This is a genomic window from Mesorhizobium sp. M0621 (assembly GCF_040320745.1).
GTDB lineage: Bacteria > Pseudomonadota > Alphaproteobacteria > Rhizobiales > Rhizobiaceae > Mesorhizobium.
Map to the genome: position 1 here is coordinate 1 of NZ_JAMYQF010000017.1, position 16,346 is coordinate 16,346.

18 protein-coding genes and 1 pseudogene are annotated in these 16,346 nt (G+C 62.5%); 14 read left to right on the plus strand and 5 right to left on the minus strand.

From position 1 onward, the window contains the following. Positions 1-214 precede the first annotated feature (214 nt). Positions 215-363 (minus strand): annotated as a pseudogene (locus tag NKI38_RS14130) (TOBE domain-containing protein); the annotation flags it as partial. An 84-nt stretch (positions 364-447) separates the two neighbouring features. On the opposite strand from NKI38_RS14130, the gene modA reads away from it, so the two are divergent. From modA to NKI38_RS14150, 4 genes are all read left to right on the plus strand, one after another. Then, positions 448-1,242: a molybdate ABC transporter substrate-binding protein gene (modA, locus tag NKI38_RS14135; protein ID WP_352658519.1), complete on the plus strand. Its 795-nt coding sequence runs from the start codon at positions 448-450 to the stop codon at positions 1,240-1,242. Between the two features lie 25 nt (positions 1,243-1,267). Further along, a complete protein-coding gene (gene modB / locus NKI38_RS14140) occupies positions 1,268-1,972 on the plus strand; it encodes a molybdate ABC transporter permease subunit (RefSeq protein WP_292190770.1) in 705 nt (234 codons plus the stop codon). After that, positions 1,969-3,081, plus strand: a complete 1,113-nt coding sequence (gene modC, locus NKI38_RS14145; RefSeq protein ID WP_352658521.1) for a molybdenum ABC transporter ATP-binding protein — start codon at positions 1,969-1,971, stop codon at positions 3,079-3,081. The genes modB and modC overlap by 4 nt, the downstream gene beginning before the upstream one ends. A gap of 81 nt (positions 3,082-3,162) precedes the next feature. Further along, positions 3,163-3,504 carry a winged helix-turn-helix domain-containing protein gene (locus tag NKI38_RS14150; protein ID WP_352633672.1) on the plus strand — a complete coding sequence of 114 codons (342 nt, stop codon included), beginning with the start codon at positions 3,163-3,165 and terminating at the stop codon, positions 3,502-3,504. Positions 3,505-3,528: 24 nt separating this feature from the next. Here NKI38_RS14150 and cobF read toward each other — a convergent pair whose 3' ends face one another. Next, a complete protein-coding gene (gene cobF, locus NKI38_RS14155) occupies positions 3,529-4,344 on the minus strand; it encodes a precorrin-6A synthase (deacetylating) (protein ID WP_352658523.1) in 816 nt (271 codons plus the stop codon). Positions 4,345-4,474: 130 nt separating this feature from the next. Between cobF and NKI38_RS14160 the strand changes: the two genes are divergently transcribed. The 8 genes from NKI38_RS14160 to NKI38_RS14195 all read left to right on the plus strand — a co-directional run bounded on the left by NKI38_RS14160 (position 4,475) and on the right by NKI38_RS14195 (position 10,927). Further along, positions 4,475-5,491, plus strand: coding sequence for a DUF4424 domain-containing protein (locus NKI38_RS14160; protein WP_352658525.1), 1,017 nt, complete (start codon positions 4,475-4,477; stop codon positions 5,489-5,491). After that, positions 5,491-6,009, plus strand: coding sequence for a dihydrofolate reductase (locus NKI38_RS14165; RefSeq protein ID WP_352658527.1), 519 nt, complete (start codon positions 5,491-5,493; stop codon positions 6,007-6,009). Before NKI38_RS14160 ends, NKI38_RS14165 begins: the two co-directional genes overlap by 1 nt. A gap of 168 nt (positions 6,010-6,177) precedes the next feature. Beyond that, positions 6,178-7,302 (plus strand): FtsH protease activity modulator HflK, encoded by a 1,125-nt coding sequence (gene hflK / locus NKI38_RS14170; RefSeq protein WP_352658529.1) that lies wholly within the window; start codon positions 6,178-6,180, stop codon positions 7,300-7,302. Further along, positions 7,302-8,270 carry a protease modulator HflC gene (gene hflC, locus NKI38_RS14175; RefSeq protein ID WP_352658531.1) on the plus strand — a complete coding sequence of 323 codons (969 nt, stop codon included), beginning with the start codon at positions 7,302-7,304 and terminating at the stop codon, positions 8,268-8,270. Before hflK ends, hflC begins: the two co-directional genes overlap by 1 nt. Positions 8,271-8,276: 6 nt before the next feature. Further along, on the plus strand, positions 8,277-8,465 hold the full coding sequence (locus NKI38_RS14180) for a DUF2065 domain-containing protein (RefSeq protein WP_352658533.1): 189 nt from the start codon (positions 8,277-8,279) through the stop codon (positions 8,463-8,465). Positions 8,466-8,671: 206 nt separating this feature from the next. Then, complete coding sequence (locus NKI38_RS14185; RefSeq protein WP_352658535.1) at positions 8,672-10,189, plus strand: DegQ family serine endoprotease; 1,518 nt, start codon at positions 8,672-8,674, stop codon at positions 10,187-10,189. Between the two features lie 55 nt (positions 10,190-10,244). Next, positions 10,245-10,670, plus strand: coding sequence for a putative toxin-antitoxin system toxin component, PIN family (locus tag NKI38_RS14190; protein WP_352658537.1), 426 nt, complete (start codon positions 10,245-10,247; stop codon positions 10,668-10,670). A gap of 56 nt (positions 10,671-10,726) precedes the next feature. Continuing rightward, positions 10,727-10,927 (plus strand): pilus assembly protein HicB, encoded by a 201-nt coding sequence (locus NKI38_RS14195; protein WP_352658538.1) that lies wholly within the window; start codon positions 10,727-10,729, stop codon positions 10,925-10,927. Here NKI38_RS14195 and NKI38_RS14200 read toward each other — a convergent pair whose 3' ends face one another. Together NKI38_RS14200 and serB are read right to left on the minus strand one after the other, a co-directional pair. Beyond that, on the minus strand, positions 10,928-11,491 hold the full coding sequence (locus NKI38_RS14200; protein ID WP_352658540.1) for a GNAT family N-acetyltransferase: 564 nt from the start codon (positions 11,489-11,491) through the stop codon (positions 10,928-10,930). It abuts the gene before it with no gap. Next, positions 11,488-12,375 (minus strand): phosphoserine phosphatase SerB, encoded by an 888-nt coding sequence (gene serB / locus NKI38_RS14205; protein ID WP_352658542.1) that lies wholly within the window; start codon positions 12,373-12,375, stop codon positions 11,488-11,490. The genes NKI38_RS14200 and serB overlap by 4 nt, the downstream gene beginning before the upstream one ends. Here serB and miaA point away from each other — a divergent pair. Then, complete coding sequence (gene miaA / locus NKI38_RS14210; protein WP_352658544.1) at positions 12,365-13,309, plus strand: tRNA (adenosine(37)-N6)-dimethylallyltransferase MiaA; 945 nt, start codon at positions 12,365-12,367, stop codon at positions 13,307-13,309. The two genes, serB and miaA, sit on opposite strands and share 11 nt — an antisense overlap. A gap of 129 nt (positions 13,310-13,438) precedes the next feature. Continuing rightward, positions 13,439-14,230 (plus strand): GGDEF domain-containing protein, encoded by a 792-nt coding sequence (locus NKI38_RS14215; RefSeq protein ID WP_292176943.1) that lies wholly within the window; start codon positions 13,439-13,441, stop codon positions 14,228-14,230. Between the two features lie 227 nt (positions 14,231-14,457). Here NKI38_RS14215 and NKI38_RS14220 read toward each other — a convergent pair whose 3' ends face one another. Beyond that, on the minus strand, positions 14,458-16,290 hold the full coding sequence (locus NKI38_RS14220; protein WP_352658546.1) for an ATP-binding protein: 1,833 nt from the start codon (positions 16,288-16,290) through the stop codon (positions 14,458-14,460). Between the last annotated feature and the right edge of the window lie 56 nt (positions 16,291-16,346).

Genomic DNA, 16,346 nt, shown 5'->3' on the forward strand with positions numbered 1-16,346 from the left:
GATTTTCCACGGACGGTCTCCCTTGTTTGAGATCTTCAACGACCTCATTCTGGCACATCACGATGCCGTCGGGGGCCGTCCACCCCAACACGTACTTAAAAGTACGCTCCGCTCCGGTTCTCGGAAACCACCATTTTCGGCTCGGCCTGACCTGAATCTCAACACACCTTAGGCCCCAATAGCCGGTATGCACGGCGCCCCTGAGCGCGATCAGTCAGTCGATGCCGACCATCACATCCGAGGCTTTGACCACTGCATAGGCCCGCTTGCCTTTTTCCAGCTTGGGATCGGCGACGGCCTCTTGGTGATCGAGGCGGCGACGACGGCGCCGCCGATGTCGATCCGGACGTGCGAAGTGGTGGCTCTAGGCCTTCCCTTGTTATATCCATGCGGATATATCGGTTGGCAGGCTTCTAGCCGATCGGGTTCGAACCAGGGAGAGTTTCCATGACGCGCAAAGGTTTTGGATCGAGGGCGATCGCCATTGGCGGTTTGGCGGCGGCGTTGATGGCGGCAGTGCCGGCGGCACACGCGGAAGACAAGGTCTTGGTGTTTGCCGCCGCCAGCCTCAAGGATGCGCTCGATGCGGTGAACAAGGCCTGCGAGGCCGATGTCGGCGAGGCAGCGACCGTCTCCTATGCCGCAAGCTCGGCGCTGGCCAAGCAGATCGAGGGCGGGGCACCGGCTGACGTCTTCATCTCGGCCGACCTCGACTGGATGAAATATCTCTCCGACAAGAAGCTCACCAAGCCGGACACCGAAGTGAAACTGCTCGGCAACGAGATCGTGCTGGTGGCGCCGAAGGACTCGGCGGTTGAAACCAAGATCGAGAAAGGTTTTGACCTCGCCAAGCTGATCGGCGACGGCAGGCTCGCCATGGGCGACGTCAAGGCGGTGCCGGCCGGTAAATACGGCAAGGCCGCGCTTGAATCGCTCGGCGTCTGGTCCTCGGTCGAGGGCAAGGTGGCGCAGGCCGAGAATGTCCGTGCGGCGCTCAAGCTGGTTTCAACAGGTGAGGCCGCCCTTGGCATCGTTTACGCCACCGACGCGCATGCCGAAAAGGGCGTCAAGGTGATCGGCACCTTCCCGGAGGATTCGCATCCGCCGATCATCTATCCGGTTGCCCAGACCGCCGATTCGAAGGACAAGGATACGCCGGCTTTCCTGAAATGCCTGCAGTCGGCAAAGGCCGGCGCACTGTTCAAGGATCAGGGTTTTACCGTGCTCGCGCCGAGCAACTGAGTTCCAAGGGGCTTCATCTCGCACTATGAACTGGCTGCTGGACCTCACTCCCGACGAATGGAATGCGGTCCGGCTGTCGATCAAGGTGGCAACGGTGGCGATGCTCGCCAGCCTGCCGCCAGGCATACTGATCGCGCTGCTGCTTGCCCGAGGACAGTTCTGGGGCAAGACCCTTCTCAATGGGCTGGTGCATCTGCCGCTGATCCTGCCGCCCGTGGTGACCGGTTATCTGCTGCTGCTCACCTTCGGCCGGCGTGGCCCGGCCGGCGCCTTCCTGGCCGAGCATTTCGGCATTGTTTTCTCCTTCCGCTGGACGGGTGCGGCACTGGCCTGCGGCGTCATGGGTTTTCCCCTGATGGTGCGGGCGATCCGGCTGTCGATCGAGGCGGTGGACCGCAAGATGGAGGCGGCGGCGGGAACGCTCGGCGCCAATCCTCTGTGGGTCTTCGCAACCATTACTTTGCCGCTGATCTTGCCTGGGCTGATCGCCGGCGCCATCCTGGCCTTCGCCAAGGCGATGGGCGAGTTCGGCGCGACCATCACCTTCGTCTCCAACATTCCCAACGAGACGCAGACATTGCCGTCGGCGATCTACACTTTCACTCAGGTGCCGGGTGGCGATGAAGGCGCGCTCCGTCTGACGCTGATTTCCATCGTCATTTCCATGGCAGCACTGGTGGCTTCGGAAGTGTTGGCGCGGCGTGTCGGCCGGCGGATGGACATCGAATGAGCGTTCTCGTCGACATCAGCCATCGGCTGGGCGGTTTCGCCATTGACGCCCGCTTCGAAAGCGCCGGGCGGCTGACGGCGCTGTTCGGACCGTCGGGGTCAGGCAAGACGACGCTGATCAACATGATCGCCGGGCTGATCCGGCCCGACAAGGGACGCATCGAAGTCGACGGCCGCGTGCTGGTCGATACGAGTGCTGGCATTTTCGTGCCGAAGCACAAGCGCCGCATCGGGATGGTGTTCCAGGATGCGCGGCTGTTTCCGCATATGAGTGTTGCCGGCAATCTGCGTTACGGCCGTTGGTTCACGCCGCCAGCGGAGCGCTATGCGGATATGGATGCCGTTGTCGACCTGCTCGGCATCGGCCCGCTCATGGACAGGCGACCGGCGAAGCTGTCGGGCGGCGAAAAGCAGCGCGTGGCGATCGGGCGGGCGCTGCTTGCCAGCCCTGGATTGCTGCTCATGGACGAACCGTTGGCCTCGCTCGACGAGGCGCGCAAGGCCGAAATCCTGCCCTATGTCGAACGGCTGCGCGACGAGACGAAAATCCCGATCGTCTATGTCAGCCATTCCGTCGCCGAAGTGGCGCGGCTGGCCAGCGACGTGGTGATGCTGGCGCAAGGCCATGTCATCACCAGCGGACCGACCGAGGCGGTGATGCAAAGGCTCGACCTGCTGCCGGCGGAGGAGCGCGGCGAGGGCGGCGCCGTGCTGGACACCGAGGTGCTGCGTCACGACGAGACTTTCGACATGACCGTGCTCGGCTCGGCCGCCGGTGAGATCCGGGTGCCGCGGCTGGCGATGAAGACAGGCGCGAGGGTGCGCATCCGCATCCGTGCCCGAGATGTGATGATTGCCACCGAACATCCGGCAGGCCTCAGCGCGCTCAACATCCTGGCGGGAACCATTACCGCGATAAGCCCCGGTGAGGGCCCGGCGGTCGAGGTCGGTATCGACTGCAACGGCGCAACCGTGCTTGCCCGCATCACCGAACAGTCGCGGCGGACGCTGAAGCTTCATCTCGGCGGCAAGGTTTTTGCGGTGGTCAAGACCGTGAGCTTCGACAGGGCCAACACCGGCGTCGGGCTGCCCGCTGAGGCGGATGGATGATCATCGCTATGTCTTTTTGGAATAGCGGTTTCGCCGGAAAGTCTTTAGTATGGGATCGGGCGTGACCGCGGAGGAGCAAAAATGCCGTCGCTGAGCTTGCGGATAAATCTCGATCCCGACGGGCGCATCGGACCGGGCAAGATCGACCTCCTGGAGCAGATCGCCGCCTTCGGCTCGATCTCGGCCGCCGCGCGCGGCATGGAAATGTCCTACAAGCACGCCTGGGACCTGGTCGAGGACATGAACCGGGTGTTCGGCAAGCCGCTGGTGGCGGCACAGACTGGTGGCCGCAAGGGCGGCGGCGCGCAACTGACGGCCGCGGGTCTCGCCGTGGTCAGCCGCTTCCGCGCCATCGAGCGTGCGGCGGCTGCAGCGGCCGCGACGCATATGGAGGCGTTACAGGCGGAAATTGATGCGGGGTGAGGGGAAGGCAGTAGGCAGTAGGTCCTAGTCCTGTTCACCTGGCTTGCGCAGCAGGTAGGTGTCCATGATCCAGCCCTTTTTCCGGCGGGCTTCTTCACGGGTTCTCTCAATCTCGGCGCCGATATCACCGAGACGGCCCGAGATGACGATCTCGTCCGGCGTGCCGAGATAGGCGCCCCAATGGATGACGACATCTTTGTCGTCCAGCGTGTTGAAGGCACATTTGCCGTCGAGCAGGACGACGGTGCTGCCGGCATTGTCGGCCAGGCCTTCCTCCGTCAGGCGCCGACCGGTGGTGATCAGCACCGAATCGCCGATCCTGTTCAGCGCCATCTTGTGGCTGGCGGCAAGCGCCTGGACAGCGGTGATGCCGGGTATGACCTCCAGCTCGAACGCGACATTGCCTCTCAGGCGCACGCGCTCGAGGATGCGCAAGGCGCTGTCATAGAGCGAGGGATCGCCCCAGATCAGGAAGGCGCCGCAGCCATCCCCGGCAATCTCGTCGCGGATCAGGCTCTCGTAGATGGCGGCGATGGCTTCATGCCAATCATCGACGGTCGAGCGATAGGAGGGGGCCGGCCCATCTTCTACTGGCCCATCTTCCATTGGCCCATCTTCTACTGGCAGGTCGCGCACCGGCACGTCGAATTCGACGCGGCGTGACTTCGGGTTGGTGACGAAGCGGTCGCAGATCTGGCGGCGCAGCTCGGCAAGGTCATTCTTCCTTGCGCCCTTGTCGGGAATAAACAGGACGTCCGCCCGGTTCAGGCCGTCTATCGCCTGAATGGTCATATGGTCGGGATTGCCGGCGCCGATGCCGATGACGAGAAGCTTGCGCATGGAGCGAACTCCTGCCCGATCGGAACCTGTTAGTCCAGACCGCTTGGGCTTACCCGCGGATACGGAAGGGCTTTGAAACGCTATGGTGAAACGGCTAGGGTCTGTGAGCATTCCCGCCGAGGAGGCTTTCATGTTGCGATATGTTCTGACCGCCGCGCTGGCCCTGCTGGCTGCGCCCGCCTTCGCCAATGATTCGATTGCCGAACTTGGCACCGGCGGCCTGATCCTGTCGCGCAGCGATGCCGTGGCGATGCAAAGCGAGGACCTTTTCATCTCGCCGGAAAAGGTCACGGTCGATTACGTCTTCCACAACAACACCGATCGGGATGTCGACGCCATCGTCGCCTTCCCGATGCCCGATATCGAAGGCGATCCCGAAGAGAGGCCGGCGCTTCCCAACGACCAGAGCGACAATTTCCTCGGCTTTGAGGTGACGGTCGATGGCGCACCGGCAAAGCCGCAGCTCGAGCAGAGGGTGTTCGCGCTCGGCATCGACATCGGCGCCGATCTGAAGGCGCAGAACGTGCCGTTCTATCCTTTCGGCGACGCGGCGAAGGCGGCGCTGGCCAAGCTGCCTCAAGCGGTTACCGACGACTGGGTAAACCGCGGCATCATCATCGAGGACACCGGCAGCGACGGTACGGAGGCGAAGAAGGTCTACACGCCATTCTGGCAATTGCGTTCGACCTATTGGTGGCGCTCGACGTTTCCGGCCAACAAAGACGTTCGCGTTTCCCACCGCTACAAGCCGAGCGTCGGCGGCACGTCTTCGGTCAGCTTCTTCTACGACGGCAAGTTCCAGGGGCAGTACGCGACCTACAAGACCCGCTATTGCATGGACGACACATTCGAGAATGCAGTGCGCAAGGCAGCCAAGGACGATCCCGACGGCTATTCTAAATATTATGAAAGCCGGATCGCCTATATCCTGACCACAGGCGGCAACTGGGCGGCGGGTACGATCGGCAAGTTCAAGCTGACGGTCGACAAGGGCAATCCGAAGACCCTGGTTTCGTTCTGCGGCGACAATGTCAAAAAGGTCGGGCCGACGACATTCGAGATGACGGCGCAGGATTTTTATCCCGAGCACGACATCGACATCCTGCTGCTGGTGTCGTCTGACAGAAATGGGGGAAATGCCAACTGATGCACGTCGCAATCTACGTTGCCATTGCAGAAAACGGAGTCATCGGGCGGGACGGAGGGTTGCCCTGGCGGCTGTCCACCGATCTCAAGCGCTTCAAGGCCGACACGATGGGCAAACCCATCATCATGGGTCGCAAGACCTATGAAGGCATCGGCCGGCCGCTGCCGGGCAGGTTGAACATCGTGGTCACCCGCGATAAGGCCTGGCGCGCAGAGGGCGTCGAGGTCGCGCATTCGCTCGAGGCCGCGATCCAGCTGGCAACTGTGCGCGGGCGCGGCATGGTCGGTGTGGACGAAGTCTGCATCATCGGCGGCGGCGAAATCTATGCCCAGGCGCTGCCGCTGGCCGACCGGCTGCATGTCACCCATATACTGGCAACGGTCGACGGCGATGCGCATTTCCCGCCGATCGATCCGGATTCCTGGCGCGTCGTCAACTCACAGGAGGTTCCGGCCGGGGAAAGGGACAGCCACGCGACGCGCTATTCGGTTTACGAGCGCCGCCCCGCGAGACATTGAACGACAAAAAGGGCATTGAAGAAAGACAAAGGGTCGCGAACGGACCAAATCGGACAACTCGGCAACGCATCGCGTTGAAAGCGCCTCGTGGCGTCCCTATAGAAGAACAACACTGGATTTTGCGCCGTAATACCGGCGCTTGAGGGAATTCCAAGCGAAAGGACATTCATGCCCTGGAACGACAAAAGCGGCGGTGGCGGCGGCCCATGGGGCGGCGGCGGCAACAATCAGGGACCCTGGGGGCAGGGACCCAAGGGACCGAGCGGCCCACAGGGCTCGCCTCCCGATCTCGAGGACATCATCCGCCGCGGCCAGGACCGGCTGCGGCGCGCTCTGCCGGGTGGCGGTGGCGCAAGCCCGGCCATTTTCGCGCTGATCGCGGCGGCACTTGTGGTGCTGTGGGCGTTCAAGGCGGTTTACACCGTGCAGCCCGACGAGGTCGCGGTCGAACTGCGCTTCGGCAAGCCGAAGGCCGAGTTGTCGCAGCCCGGCCTGCATTTCCATTGGTGGCCGCTTGAAACTGTCGAAACGGCCAAGATTTCCGAGCAGCTCGTCGACATTGGCGGCGGCGGCGCGACGAGTGGCAACACGTCCGGGCTGATGCTTACCGGCGACCAGAACATCGTCAACGTCCAGTTCTCGGTGGCCTATCAGGTCTCCGACCCGAGTTCGTATCTGTTCGACGTGTCCGATCCCGACGGTATGCTGCGGCAGGTTGCCGAAAGCGCCATGCGTGAAGCTGTCGGCCGCCGGCCGGCGCAGGACATTTTCCGCGACGACCGCCAGGGTATTGCCGCCTCGGTGCGTGAAATCATCCAGACGACGCTGGACGGCTACAAGGCCGGCCTCAACGTCAACGCGGTCTCGATCGAGGATGCGGCACCGCCACGCGAAGTGGCCGATGCGTTCGACGAGGTGCAGCGCGCCGAGCAAGACGAAGACAAGTTCGTCGAGCAGGCCAACCAGTACTCCAACCAGAAGCTCGGCCAGGCGCGCGGCGAGGCCGCACAGGTCCGCGAAGACGCGGCCGCCTACAAGAACCGGGTCGTGCAGGAAGCCGCAGGTGAGGCACAGCGCTTCATCTCGGTCTATGACGAATATGCCAAGGCGCCCGATGTGACACGCAAGCGCCTCTACCTGGAAACCATGGAGAGGGTTCTGAAGGATTCCAACAAGGTCATCGTCGAGCAGGGCAATGGGCAAGGGGTCCTTCCCTATCTGCCGCTGCCGGCATTGCAGCCGAAAACGCCGGCACCGGCCGCCCCTGGTGGCGTTACGGGAGGTAACCAGTGATGGCCAACCGCCTTCCCATCATCGTCGTCGCAGCAGCGGTCATCCTGTTCCTGCTCTATTCGTCGGTCTTCGTGGTCAATGCGCGCCAGCAAGCGCTGGTGCTCAGGTTCGGCGAGATCGTCGACGTCAAAAGCGAGCCCGGCATCTACTTCAAGGCGCCGTTCTCGTTCTTCGACGCCGATACGGTGCAGCTGATCGAGAACCGGGTGCTGCGCTTCGATCTCGACAACATCCGTGTCCAGGTGTCGGGCGGCAAGTTCTATGAGGTCGACGCCTTCATTGCTTATCGCATCTCGGATCCACGGGTGTTCCGCTCCGCCGTGTCCGGTCAGATCGAACTGGCCGAAGCGCGGCTCAGGACGCGTCTCGACGCTGCCTTGCGCCGCGTCTACGGTCTGCGCGATTTCGAGGCCGCACTCTCCGAACAGCGCGCCGTGATGATGCGCGAAGTCCGCGATCAGCTCAGGCCCGACGCCACTTCGCTCGGCCTGCAGATCGAGGATGTCCGCATTCGCCGCACCGATCTCACCGCCGAGGTTTCGCAACAGACCTACGACCGCATGAAGGCGGAACGTCTGGCAGAGGCTGCACGGTTAAGGGCGCGAGGCAATGAAGCGGCACAGCGCATCACGGCCCGAGCCGATCGCGAAGTGGTCGAGATCGTTGCCGAAGCACAGAAAGAGTCGGAAATCCTGCGCGGCGAGGGCGAAGCCCAGCGCAGTGCCACCTTCGCGGAAGCGTATCAGCGCGATCCGGCCTTCTTCGACTTCTACCGGTCGATGAATGCCTATGGCACGGCGCTGGACAACACCGGAACGACGATGGTGCTGTCGCCAAACTCGGAGTTCTTCCGCTTCTTCCGCAATCCCGACGGCAGCGAGGCGCCGGCGAAACCGGCTTCGCCGGCGCCAACCGCTCCGGCGACGGCACCTGCCGCACCGGCGGCACAGCCCAGCACCGGCCAGTAGCGGCCGGTGCAGGATTTTCTCGCCGCCATGGGCCTCGTCCTTGTCATAGAAGGTCTGGTCTATGGCGGCTTTCCCGGCCTTGCCAGGAAGCTTGCCACCGAAGTGCTGTCGCTGCCCGAGAACGCGTTGCGGATTGCCGGGCTGGCGGCGATCGCCATCGGCGTCGGCATCGTCTGGCTGGTGCGAGGCATATGAGGCCGGTGAGCTTCGATCCTGGGACACGAGCCTCGATCCGGGATACGAGCTTCGAGCCGGGATACGAGTTTCGATCCGGGATAACGGATGATTTATCCTCTGCCGATAGTCATAGCCGCAAACGTGCCGTATTTTTTGCCAACATGGCGCGACGCGGCGTTTTCGTTGAAGCGCTTTTCTTTTCAGGAATACCGGGAGGCTTCTCGATGACATCCAACATAATTTTGCGCGCGGCACGGCGGACGTTCGTCGCGGGCGCTGCGGCACTTCTTGTCAGTGCCGTCGCTGTCCCGTCCTTCGTGACACCGACATTTGCTGCTGACGGACCTGCTTCGGTCGCCGATCTGGCGCAAGGCCTGCTCGGCGCGGTGGTCAACATCTCGACCTCGCAGACGGTGAAGGGTACCGAAGGTCCGGGTGCAGTGCCGATGCCGCAGCTGCCAGAGGGGTCGCCCTTCCAGGACTTCTTCGACGATTTCTTCAAGAACCGCGGCGGCGACAAGGACAATAGCGGGCAGAAGGTGCAGTCGCTGGGTTCCGGGTTCGTCGTCGATGCCGAGCAAGGCATCGTCGTCACCAACAACCACGTGATCGCCGACGCCGACGACATCGAAGTCAATTTCTCCGACGGCATTACCTTGAAGGCAACGCTGGTCGGCACCGACACCAAGACAGATGTCGCGGTGCTGAAGGTCGATCCGAAAGGACACAAGCTGACGGCGGTGAAGTTTGGCGATTCCACCAAGCTGCGTGTCGGCGACTGGGTGATGGCGATCGGCAATCCGTTCGGCCTCGGCGGCACGGTGACGGTCGGTATCGTCTCGGCTCGCAACCGCGATATCAATTCCGGCCCCTATGACGATTTCATCCAGACCGATGCCGCGATCAATCGCGGCAATTCCGGCGGTCCGCTGTTCAACAGCGCCGGCGAGGTCATAGGCATCAACACCGCCATCATTTCGCCGTCCGGCGGCTCGATCGGCATCGGCTTCTCCATTCCTTCGCAGCTCGCCTCGGGCGTGGTCGACCAGTTGCGCCAGTTCGGCGAGACGCGGCGCGGTTGGCTCGGCGTGCGCATCCAGCCGGTGACAGACGACATCGCCGAGAGCCTCGGCATGGCGACTGCCAAGGGCGCGCTGGTCGCCGGCGTCATCAAGGGCGGTCCGGTCGACAATGGCACAGTTCAGGCCGGCGACGTCATCCTGAAATTCGACGGCAAGGACATCCATGAAATGCGCGATCTGCCGCGCGTCGTCGCCGAAAGCCCGGTCGGCAAGGCGGTCGATGTGCTCATCGTGCGCAAGGGCGTCGAGCAGACCGTGAAAGTGACGCTCGGCCGGCTCGAGGATGGCGAGAAGCTCACCAGCGGCGAGGAGGGCGGCAATACCGACCAGGACAAGGGTGACAAGGCCCCGGCCGTTTCAACGGCTTCGGTGCTGGGCATGACGGTCGGCGAACTGAACGACGAGACGCGCAAGAAGTTCAGCATTGCGGGCGATGTTTCCGGCGTCGTCATCACCGACGTCACCAAGGACTCTGCTGCCGCCGAACGCGGTATCCAGCCGGGCGAAGTGATTACCGAGATCGCACAGGAATCGGTCGCCACGCCCAAGGATGTTATGGACCGGATCGGCGCCTTGAAGGAACAGGGACGCAAGAATGCGCTCTTGATGCTGGCATCGAAGACCGGCGAGCTCAGGTTCGTGACGATCCGGATGGACTGAAGTCAGCAGCCCGCAGGCATATTGTAACATCCTATGGGATGTACTATTTTGCCTTGTGAAGCGGATCGTACTGGACACAAACGTTCTGACGGCAGGTTTGCGAAGCAGGAATGGTGCATCGTTCGCTATCTTGCAATTGGTTGCGGACCAGCGGGTTTGCCCATTGGTGACGACAGCGCTGTTTCTTGAATACGAAACCGTTCTGTCCCGACCCGAGCAAATGGCGATTCACGGGTTGTCCGCTACGGATTTAGATGGACTGTTGGCCGGCTTTGCGGCCTTGGCCGAGCCGGTCGAACTGCACTTTCTCTGGCGTCCGCAATTGAGCGACCCGAAGGATGAGATGGTGCTGGAAGCGGCGATCAACGGTCGGGCGGATGCGTTGGTGACCCACAATCGCCGGGATTTTGTGGCTGGGGCAGGCCGTTTCGATGTCCAAGTCGTAAGCCCGGCTGAGTTCCTGGAAGGATTTCGAACATGAGCAAAGCGACTTATCCGTTGAAACTCCCGCTTTCGGTCAAGGAGGCGGCCACGCGCTTGGCAAAGGCCGATGGCGTGTCGCTCAATCAGTGGATCGCTTCGGCCGTGGCGCAGAAAGTTGGGGCAATGGAAACAGCGGCCGAGTTCCTGCGTCGTCGGACAGGCGATGCATCCGCTGACGATTTTGGAAAGCTGCTTGAGCGGGTTGCTGCCGGAACTCCGCAACCTGGCGATGAGCTTCCGCCTGATCGACATTGATCAGCGACGTTTCTTTCGCCAATTCTTGGCAGTCAGCCGATAGAACACATGTCGCTTGAGCGCGGGATGGCTGTCGGGAATGCCGGGGTGGTCGAAATCGGCGGACGGGTCGGCGGTCATGCCGAGGCGTTCCATGACGGCGATCGAGCGCCTGTTGTCGGCGACGGCGAAGGAAATAATCTCGCCGAGGCCAAGCGTTTCGAAACCATAGGCAAGCCATGCCTCCGCCGCTTCGGTGACATAGCCCGTGCCCCAGAATTCAGGGGCCAGTCGCCAGCCGATCTCGACGGTGGCAGCCGGAAGGAACGGCAAATGATCTGTGTCGAAGAGGCCGATGAAGCCGATGCATTCTCCGGTGGCGACAATCTCGGCGGCGGTGAAACCGTAGCCATCCCTGGCGATCCAGGTCCGGAACTCGTCCATTTTGCCGTCTGCGGCAGCGCGGTCGCGGCGGAACGGAAAGAATTCCATCACCTGTTCATCGGAGTTGATCCGGTGGAACAGTTCGCGGTCGCGATCCTCCCAGTTGCGCAGGATCAGGCGCTCGGTACGCATTGGTTTCATTGTACAAACTCTTCCTGCCTGTAGCCTTGCAAATAGAGCAATGCGGTCAGGTCGCTATGGTCGATGCGAACCTTTGCCTGTGCCGCCACCGTCGGCTTGGCATGAAGCGCAACACCGGTGCCGGCCAGGCGGATCATGTCGAGATCATTGGCGCCGTCGCCGACGGCGATGACGTCAAAGGGCGTCAGACCAAGGCGCGCTGAAATTTCGATCAGCGCTTCGGCCTTGGCGGCGCGGCCGAGGATCGGCTCACCGACCAGCCCGGTGAAGCGGCCATCCTGTTCGAGCAGGCGGTTGGCGCGGTTCTCGTGGAAGCCAAGCATGGCCGCGATTCGCGTCGTGAAGACCTCGAAGCCGCCGGACACGAGTGCCGTCCAGGCGCCATTGGCCCGCATTGTCTGAACCAGCGCGCGGCCGCCTGAGGCCAGCGTCAGACGATTGGCGACGATGCGGTCGACCACGGCGGCGTCGAGGGCTTTCAGCAGTGCCACCCGCTCGCGCAGAGCCGGTTCGAAAGCGATCTCGCCGTTCATCGATCGCGCGGTGATGGTGGCGACACGATCCTTGACGCCGATCTCGTCGGCCAGCTCGTCGATGCATTCCTGCTCGATCATGGTTGAGTCCATGTCGGCCATGAGGATCTTTTTGCGGCGGGTCTCGGCCTGCTGGACGATTACGTCGACCGGATCGTCGGCAAGCGCTGCGTGCAAGGCGGCACTCGTTTCGGCGTCGTCGGCTGCCTCCGGCAGGACAAGATCGCAGGCTATCCCTTCGGCCAGCCAGACAACAGCGCTTGCGCCGACCAACCGTGACGCCATATTCGCAAGCGACAGCGACAAAGCGCGGTCGGCGGGACGGGAAACAAGCGTGGCGATGAGCGGCATGGAACATTCCGGCGAACAGGCGGGCGAGGGCCGCGTGAAGAACGCGATCCTGATAGCCGGGCCGACCGCCAGCGGCAAGTCGGCGCTGGCGCTCGATCTGGCCGAGCGCAGGGGTGGCGTGATCGTCAACACCGATTCCATGCAGGGCTATTCGGTGCTCGACGTGCTGACCGCCCGGCCGGAGGCGGCCGATCTCGCCCGCGCGCCGCATTTTCTCTACGGCCACGTCCACCCGTCCACAGCCTATTCCACCGGCGCCTGGCTGCGCGACGTGATGAAGCTGATCGACGACGGTGCGCTCTTCGAACGGCCCGTAATTTTTGTCGGCGGCACCGGGCTTTACTTCCGCGCGCTGGCCGAGGGCATTTCGGAAATGCCCGACATTCCGCAGCGGGTCCGGGACCGCTGGCGCTACGAATTGAAGGAGCAGGGTGCCGTCAAGCTGCACAGCCTGCTGCTGCGTGAGGATTCGGCGGCCGCCATGATGCTCAAGCCAACCGACAGCCAGCGCATCGTGCGGGCATTGGAGGTGCTCGACGCGTCGGGCCGTTCGATCCGGGAATGGCAGGCAGAACGCGGCCATCCGCTCATCGACAGGCAGACCGCGCATTTCTTCGTGATCGAGCCGGACCGGGCGGCGCTGGTCGGCCGCATCGAAAAACGCTTCGACCAGATGATGGACAAGGGCGCGCTGGACGAGGTCAAGCTTCTATCGGCGCTTGGCCTCGATCCCGAATTGCCGGCGATGAAGGCGATCGGCGTTCGTGAACTGCAGGCCGCGATGGCCGGAGAGATTGGGTTTCCCGAGGCGATCGAACGCGCCAAGATCGCGACCAGGCAATATTCCAAGCGGCAGACGACCTGGTTCAGGCACCAGCTGGGGCCGGAATGGCAAAGAGTGCACCCCGGTGATGATGTGGAAACCACGATCTGATTGCTTATTTCCATTGCAACCTGAAAAGTTTACTTGCAAGGAAAGGTTCTCGTTGCGGTTGTCCAAATTAACCCTCCGTAAGCCCGCCCATGCCATAAGGTCAGTGGGCACTTTTCCAACGGGGAGCAGATGCGTTTCCACAAGGCGGAATCAGCTTTTTTCGTCTTTATCTTCGTGATCCTGGCCGCCGGCCTGGTGACGCTGCATGCCTATGGGCTTCTGCAATCCTTCGCCACCGAGCTACATACGGCTTCGGGTCTGGACAAGGTCATCTATCTCAACAAGCTTTTGTTCGCGACCGGCGTGCTTTTGGCCACCGCGCTGTTCTTCGGCATTTTCTTCATCTATCCGCTGATCCGAAAACAGGCGACGGAAGAAGGCAAGCTACGCGCCATGACGGTCTCGCTCAGCGCGCGTTCGGAAACGCTCGAGCATGCGGCGCTGACCGACGGCCTGACCGGCATGCAGAACCGGCGCTATTTCGATGACGCGCTGAAGGAGTATCTCGAGGAGTTCCGGCGCATCGAAAAGCCCGTCGGGCTGATGATCCTCGATCTCGACCATTTCAAGCAGGTCAACGACACCCACGGCCATGATGTCGGCGACGAGGTGCTCAAGGCCGTCGCGAGCTGCCTCAAGGATATGACACGCTACCACGACGTGGTGGCGCGATTGGGTGGCGAGGAGTTCGCGGTGGTCACGCCCAACATGGATGCCGACCTTCTGGGCAAGTTTGCCGAGCGTATCCGCAAGGCGATCGCCAACATGTCGGTGCTGTCAGGCAATGTCCGCCTCAAGATCACCACCAGCGTCGGGCTTGCCGTCTGGGACCGCAAGGAAACGGCGGAGGAGTTCTATCGCCGCGCCGACCGCCAGCTCTACGAGGCAAAGAGGCAAGGTCGCAACCGCGTCTGCGCCTAAAATCCCGAAGAAGAATTCATGAGGCCGGTCGCCTGACGCGGCTTTCTCGACTTCCGGTGCTCACGGACTAAATGTCCGTTCCGCTCCGGCTTCTCGAAAGCCACGTCATGCAACCCAGCCTGATGAATTCTCTTTCGGGATTTACCCAAGTGGCCAACGAAGCAGAGCTTCTTGGAAGCTTGATGCGGCTTCTCAATTGGTTGGCAGAATGACGTAAGCCCGCAAACTCAATCGTTCTGCGGGCGCAGGCCGAAGGTCGCGGGCTTGAGGCCGTAGCGCATGTCGAAATCGTCGTCCGATTGCACGCGGGTGGCCGGCGGCTTGCGGTAGTCGGGATCGCCGGCCTGGCGGCCTGAATCGACGACTTCGGCGAAGGCCATCGACTGCTGCGTTGGTTTCGGTACGTTGCGCAGGCGTTCGACGATCGCCACGAGGTCGACATCGTCGCCGGTTTTCGACGCGGCGGCCTCTTCGCGCTTGGCCGTGCCGGGGAGCAGGTGGCTCGGCAGCTTTTCGAACTTGAGCCGCATGGTCGTCGCCACGCCTTCGCCGAAGGCGATGGCTTCGCGCTGGCCCATGGACGACAGGAACGCAAGCGTCGAGGCGGAAGAGTCGGCAATCGCCGAGCGGATGATCGCCTGGTCCTGCTCATTGGCAAGCCGCATGGCGAAGAAGGTCGAGCATTGCGACAGGATGGTCGGGTCGAGTTCGCCAGGGCGCTGGGTGACGACGCCGAGATAGCAGCCATATTTGCGGCCTTCCTTGGCAATGCGCGACAGCGCGTGCCTGGTCGGCGCGAAGCCGAGACGCGGATCGGCCGGCATATAGCGGTGCGCTTCTTCGCACAAAAACAGAAGCTGCAGCTTGCCCTCGCTCCACAGAGCGAGGTCGAAGGCCAGGCGCGCCAGCACCGAACAGACGGAATTGACCACTTCGGACGGCATGCCGGCCATCTCGAAGCAGGTTACCGGGCGGCCATGATGCGGCACGCGGAAGATGTTGCCGATCGTCTCATGAATGGTGTCCTCGATCAGCCGCGAGTTGAACATGAAGCGGTAGCGCGGGTCGGCCGCCGCCGATTCGATGCGTGTCTTCAGCGATCTGAGCGTCGGACGATCGGTCTTGCTTTCGAGCATGCCCATGCGCTCGTCGATCTGCTTGAGGAGGTCGGCGATGCGGTAAGGCACTGGCGTATCGGCGGTTAGCGCATCGCTGCCGCGCCGGATATAGGCGCCGGAATTCGGATTGCGGTAAAGGTTCTTGGCGGCCGGAATGAGGTCGCGCAAGGCATCGATTTCTTCCGGCTCGGTTTCGCGGCCCCGGAACAGCACCTCGGCGAACTCCTCCAGCGTGAACATCCAGAACGGAAGATCCAGGGTTTTGGAATCGACCCTGACGCAGTATTCGGGCAGCGACGCCGCGAACTCGTTATGCGGGTCGAGGATCAGGATGCGCAGGTCGGGCCGTGCCGCGATCGACTTGCGCAGCAGCAGCGAGACGGCGGTGGATTTACCGACACCGGTGGTGCCGACAATGGCGAAGTGACGCGCCAGCGTATCGTCGATGGCGATGTTGGCGGCAATCGCCTCGTCCTGCGCGAGCGTACCGATGGTGATTGAATGACGCCCGGCGAGATCATAGACCGCCTGCAGGTCGCGGGTGCGGATGCGGTGCGCAACGGCGCCGATATGCGGATATGTGGTGATGCCGCGATCGAAGACCGGCCTGGCGCCGGGCTCTGCTCCGTCGCGCACTTCGCCGATCAGCTCGATGCTGACCTCGATGGCGTTCTGGCCCTCCTTGCTCCAGGAGCGATCCGACTTGCCGATCCCGTAGACCAGGCCGACGGTTCGCGTGGATCCGAGATTGATGGAAATCATCTTGCCGACCGTCCACAGGCCCGTCACCGCGCCGTCGACATCGTCCGCATAGGCGCTGATGGTGGCGCGCGCGCCGTCGCATTGCACGACATTGCCCAGAATGCGCCTGTCGTTCTGCTCGGCGTCGCGGCGCTCCTGCGATGTCGGTTCTCCAACGGAGGCTTCGCGTTCGACATACATGGACAGGCCAATCCCCATTTCCCCTGGAGCATCGATCCTACAGGAATGGGGTTAAG

Coding starts and splice junctions, on each gene's coding strand:
- modA (WP_352658519.1), top strand. CDS start 448: ATGACGCGCAAAGGTTTTGGATCGAGGGCGATCGCCATTGGCGGTTTG.
- modB (WP_292190770.1), top strand. CDS start 1,268: ATGAACTGGCTGCTGGACCTCACTCCCGACGAATGGAATGCGGTCCGG.
- modC (WP_352658521.1), top strand. CDS start 1,969: ATGAGCGTTCTCGTCGACATCAGCCATCGGCTGGGCGGTTTCGCCATT.
- NKI38_RS14150 (WP_352633672.1), top strand. CDS start 3,163: ATGCCGTCGCTGAGCTTGCGGATAAATCTCGATCCCGACGGGCGCATC.
- cobF (WP_352658523.1), bottom strand. CDS start 4,344: ATGCGCAAGCTTCTCGTCATCGGCATCGGCGCCGGCAATCCCGACCAT.
- NKI38_RS14160 (WP_352658525.1), top strand. CDS start 4,475: ATGTTGCGATATGTTCTGACCGCCGCGCTGGCCCTGCTGGCTGCGCCC.
- NKI38_RS14165 (WP_352658527.1), top strand. CDS start 5,491: ATGCACGTCGCAATCTACGTTGCCATTGCAGAAAACGGAGTCATCGGG.
- hflK (WP_352658529.1), top strand. CDS start 6,178: ATGCCCTGGAACGACAAAAGCGGCGGTGGCGGCGGCCCATGGGGCGGC.
- hflC (WP_352658531.1), top strand. CDS start 7,302: ATGGCCAACCGCCTTCCCATCATCGTCGTCGCAGCAGCGGTCATCCTG.
- NKI38_RS14185 (WP_352658535.1), top strand. CDS start 8,672: ATGACATCCAACATAATTTTGCGCGCGGCACGGCGGACGTTCGTCGCG.
- NKI38_RS14200 (WP_352658540.1), bottom strand. CDS start 11,491: ATGAAACCAATGCGTACCGAGCGCCTGATCCTGCGCAACTGGGAGGAT.
- miaA (WP_352658544.1), top strand. CDS start 12,365: ATGAGCGGCATGGAACATTCCGGCGAACAGGCGGGCGAGGGCCGCGTG.
- serB (WP_352658542.1), bottom strand. CDS start 12,375: ATGCCGCTCATCGCCACGCTTGTTTCCCGTCCCGCCGACCGCGCTTTG.
- NKI38_RS14215 (WP_292176943.1), top strand. CDS start 13,439: ATGCGTTTCCACAAGGCGGAATCAGCTTTTTTCGTCTTTATCTTCGTG.
- NKI38_RS14220 (WP_352658546.1), bottom strand. CDS start 16,290: ATGTATGTCGAACGCGAAGCCTCCGTTGGAGAACCGACATCGCAGGAG.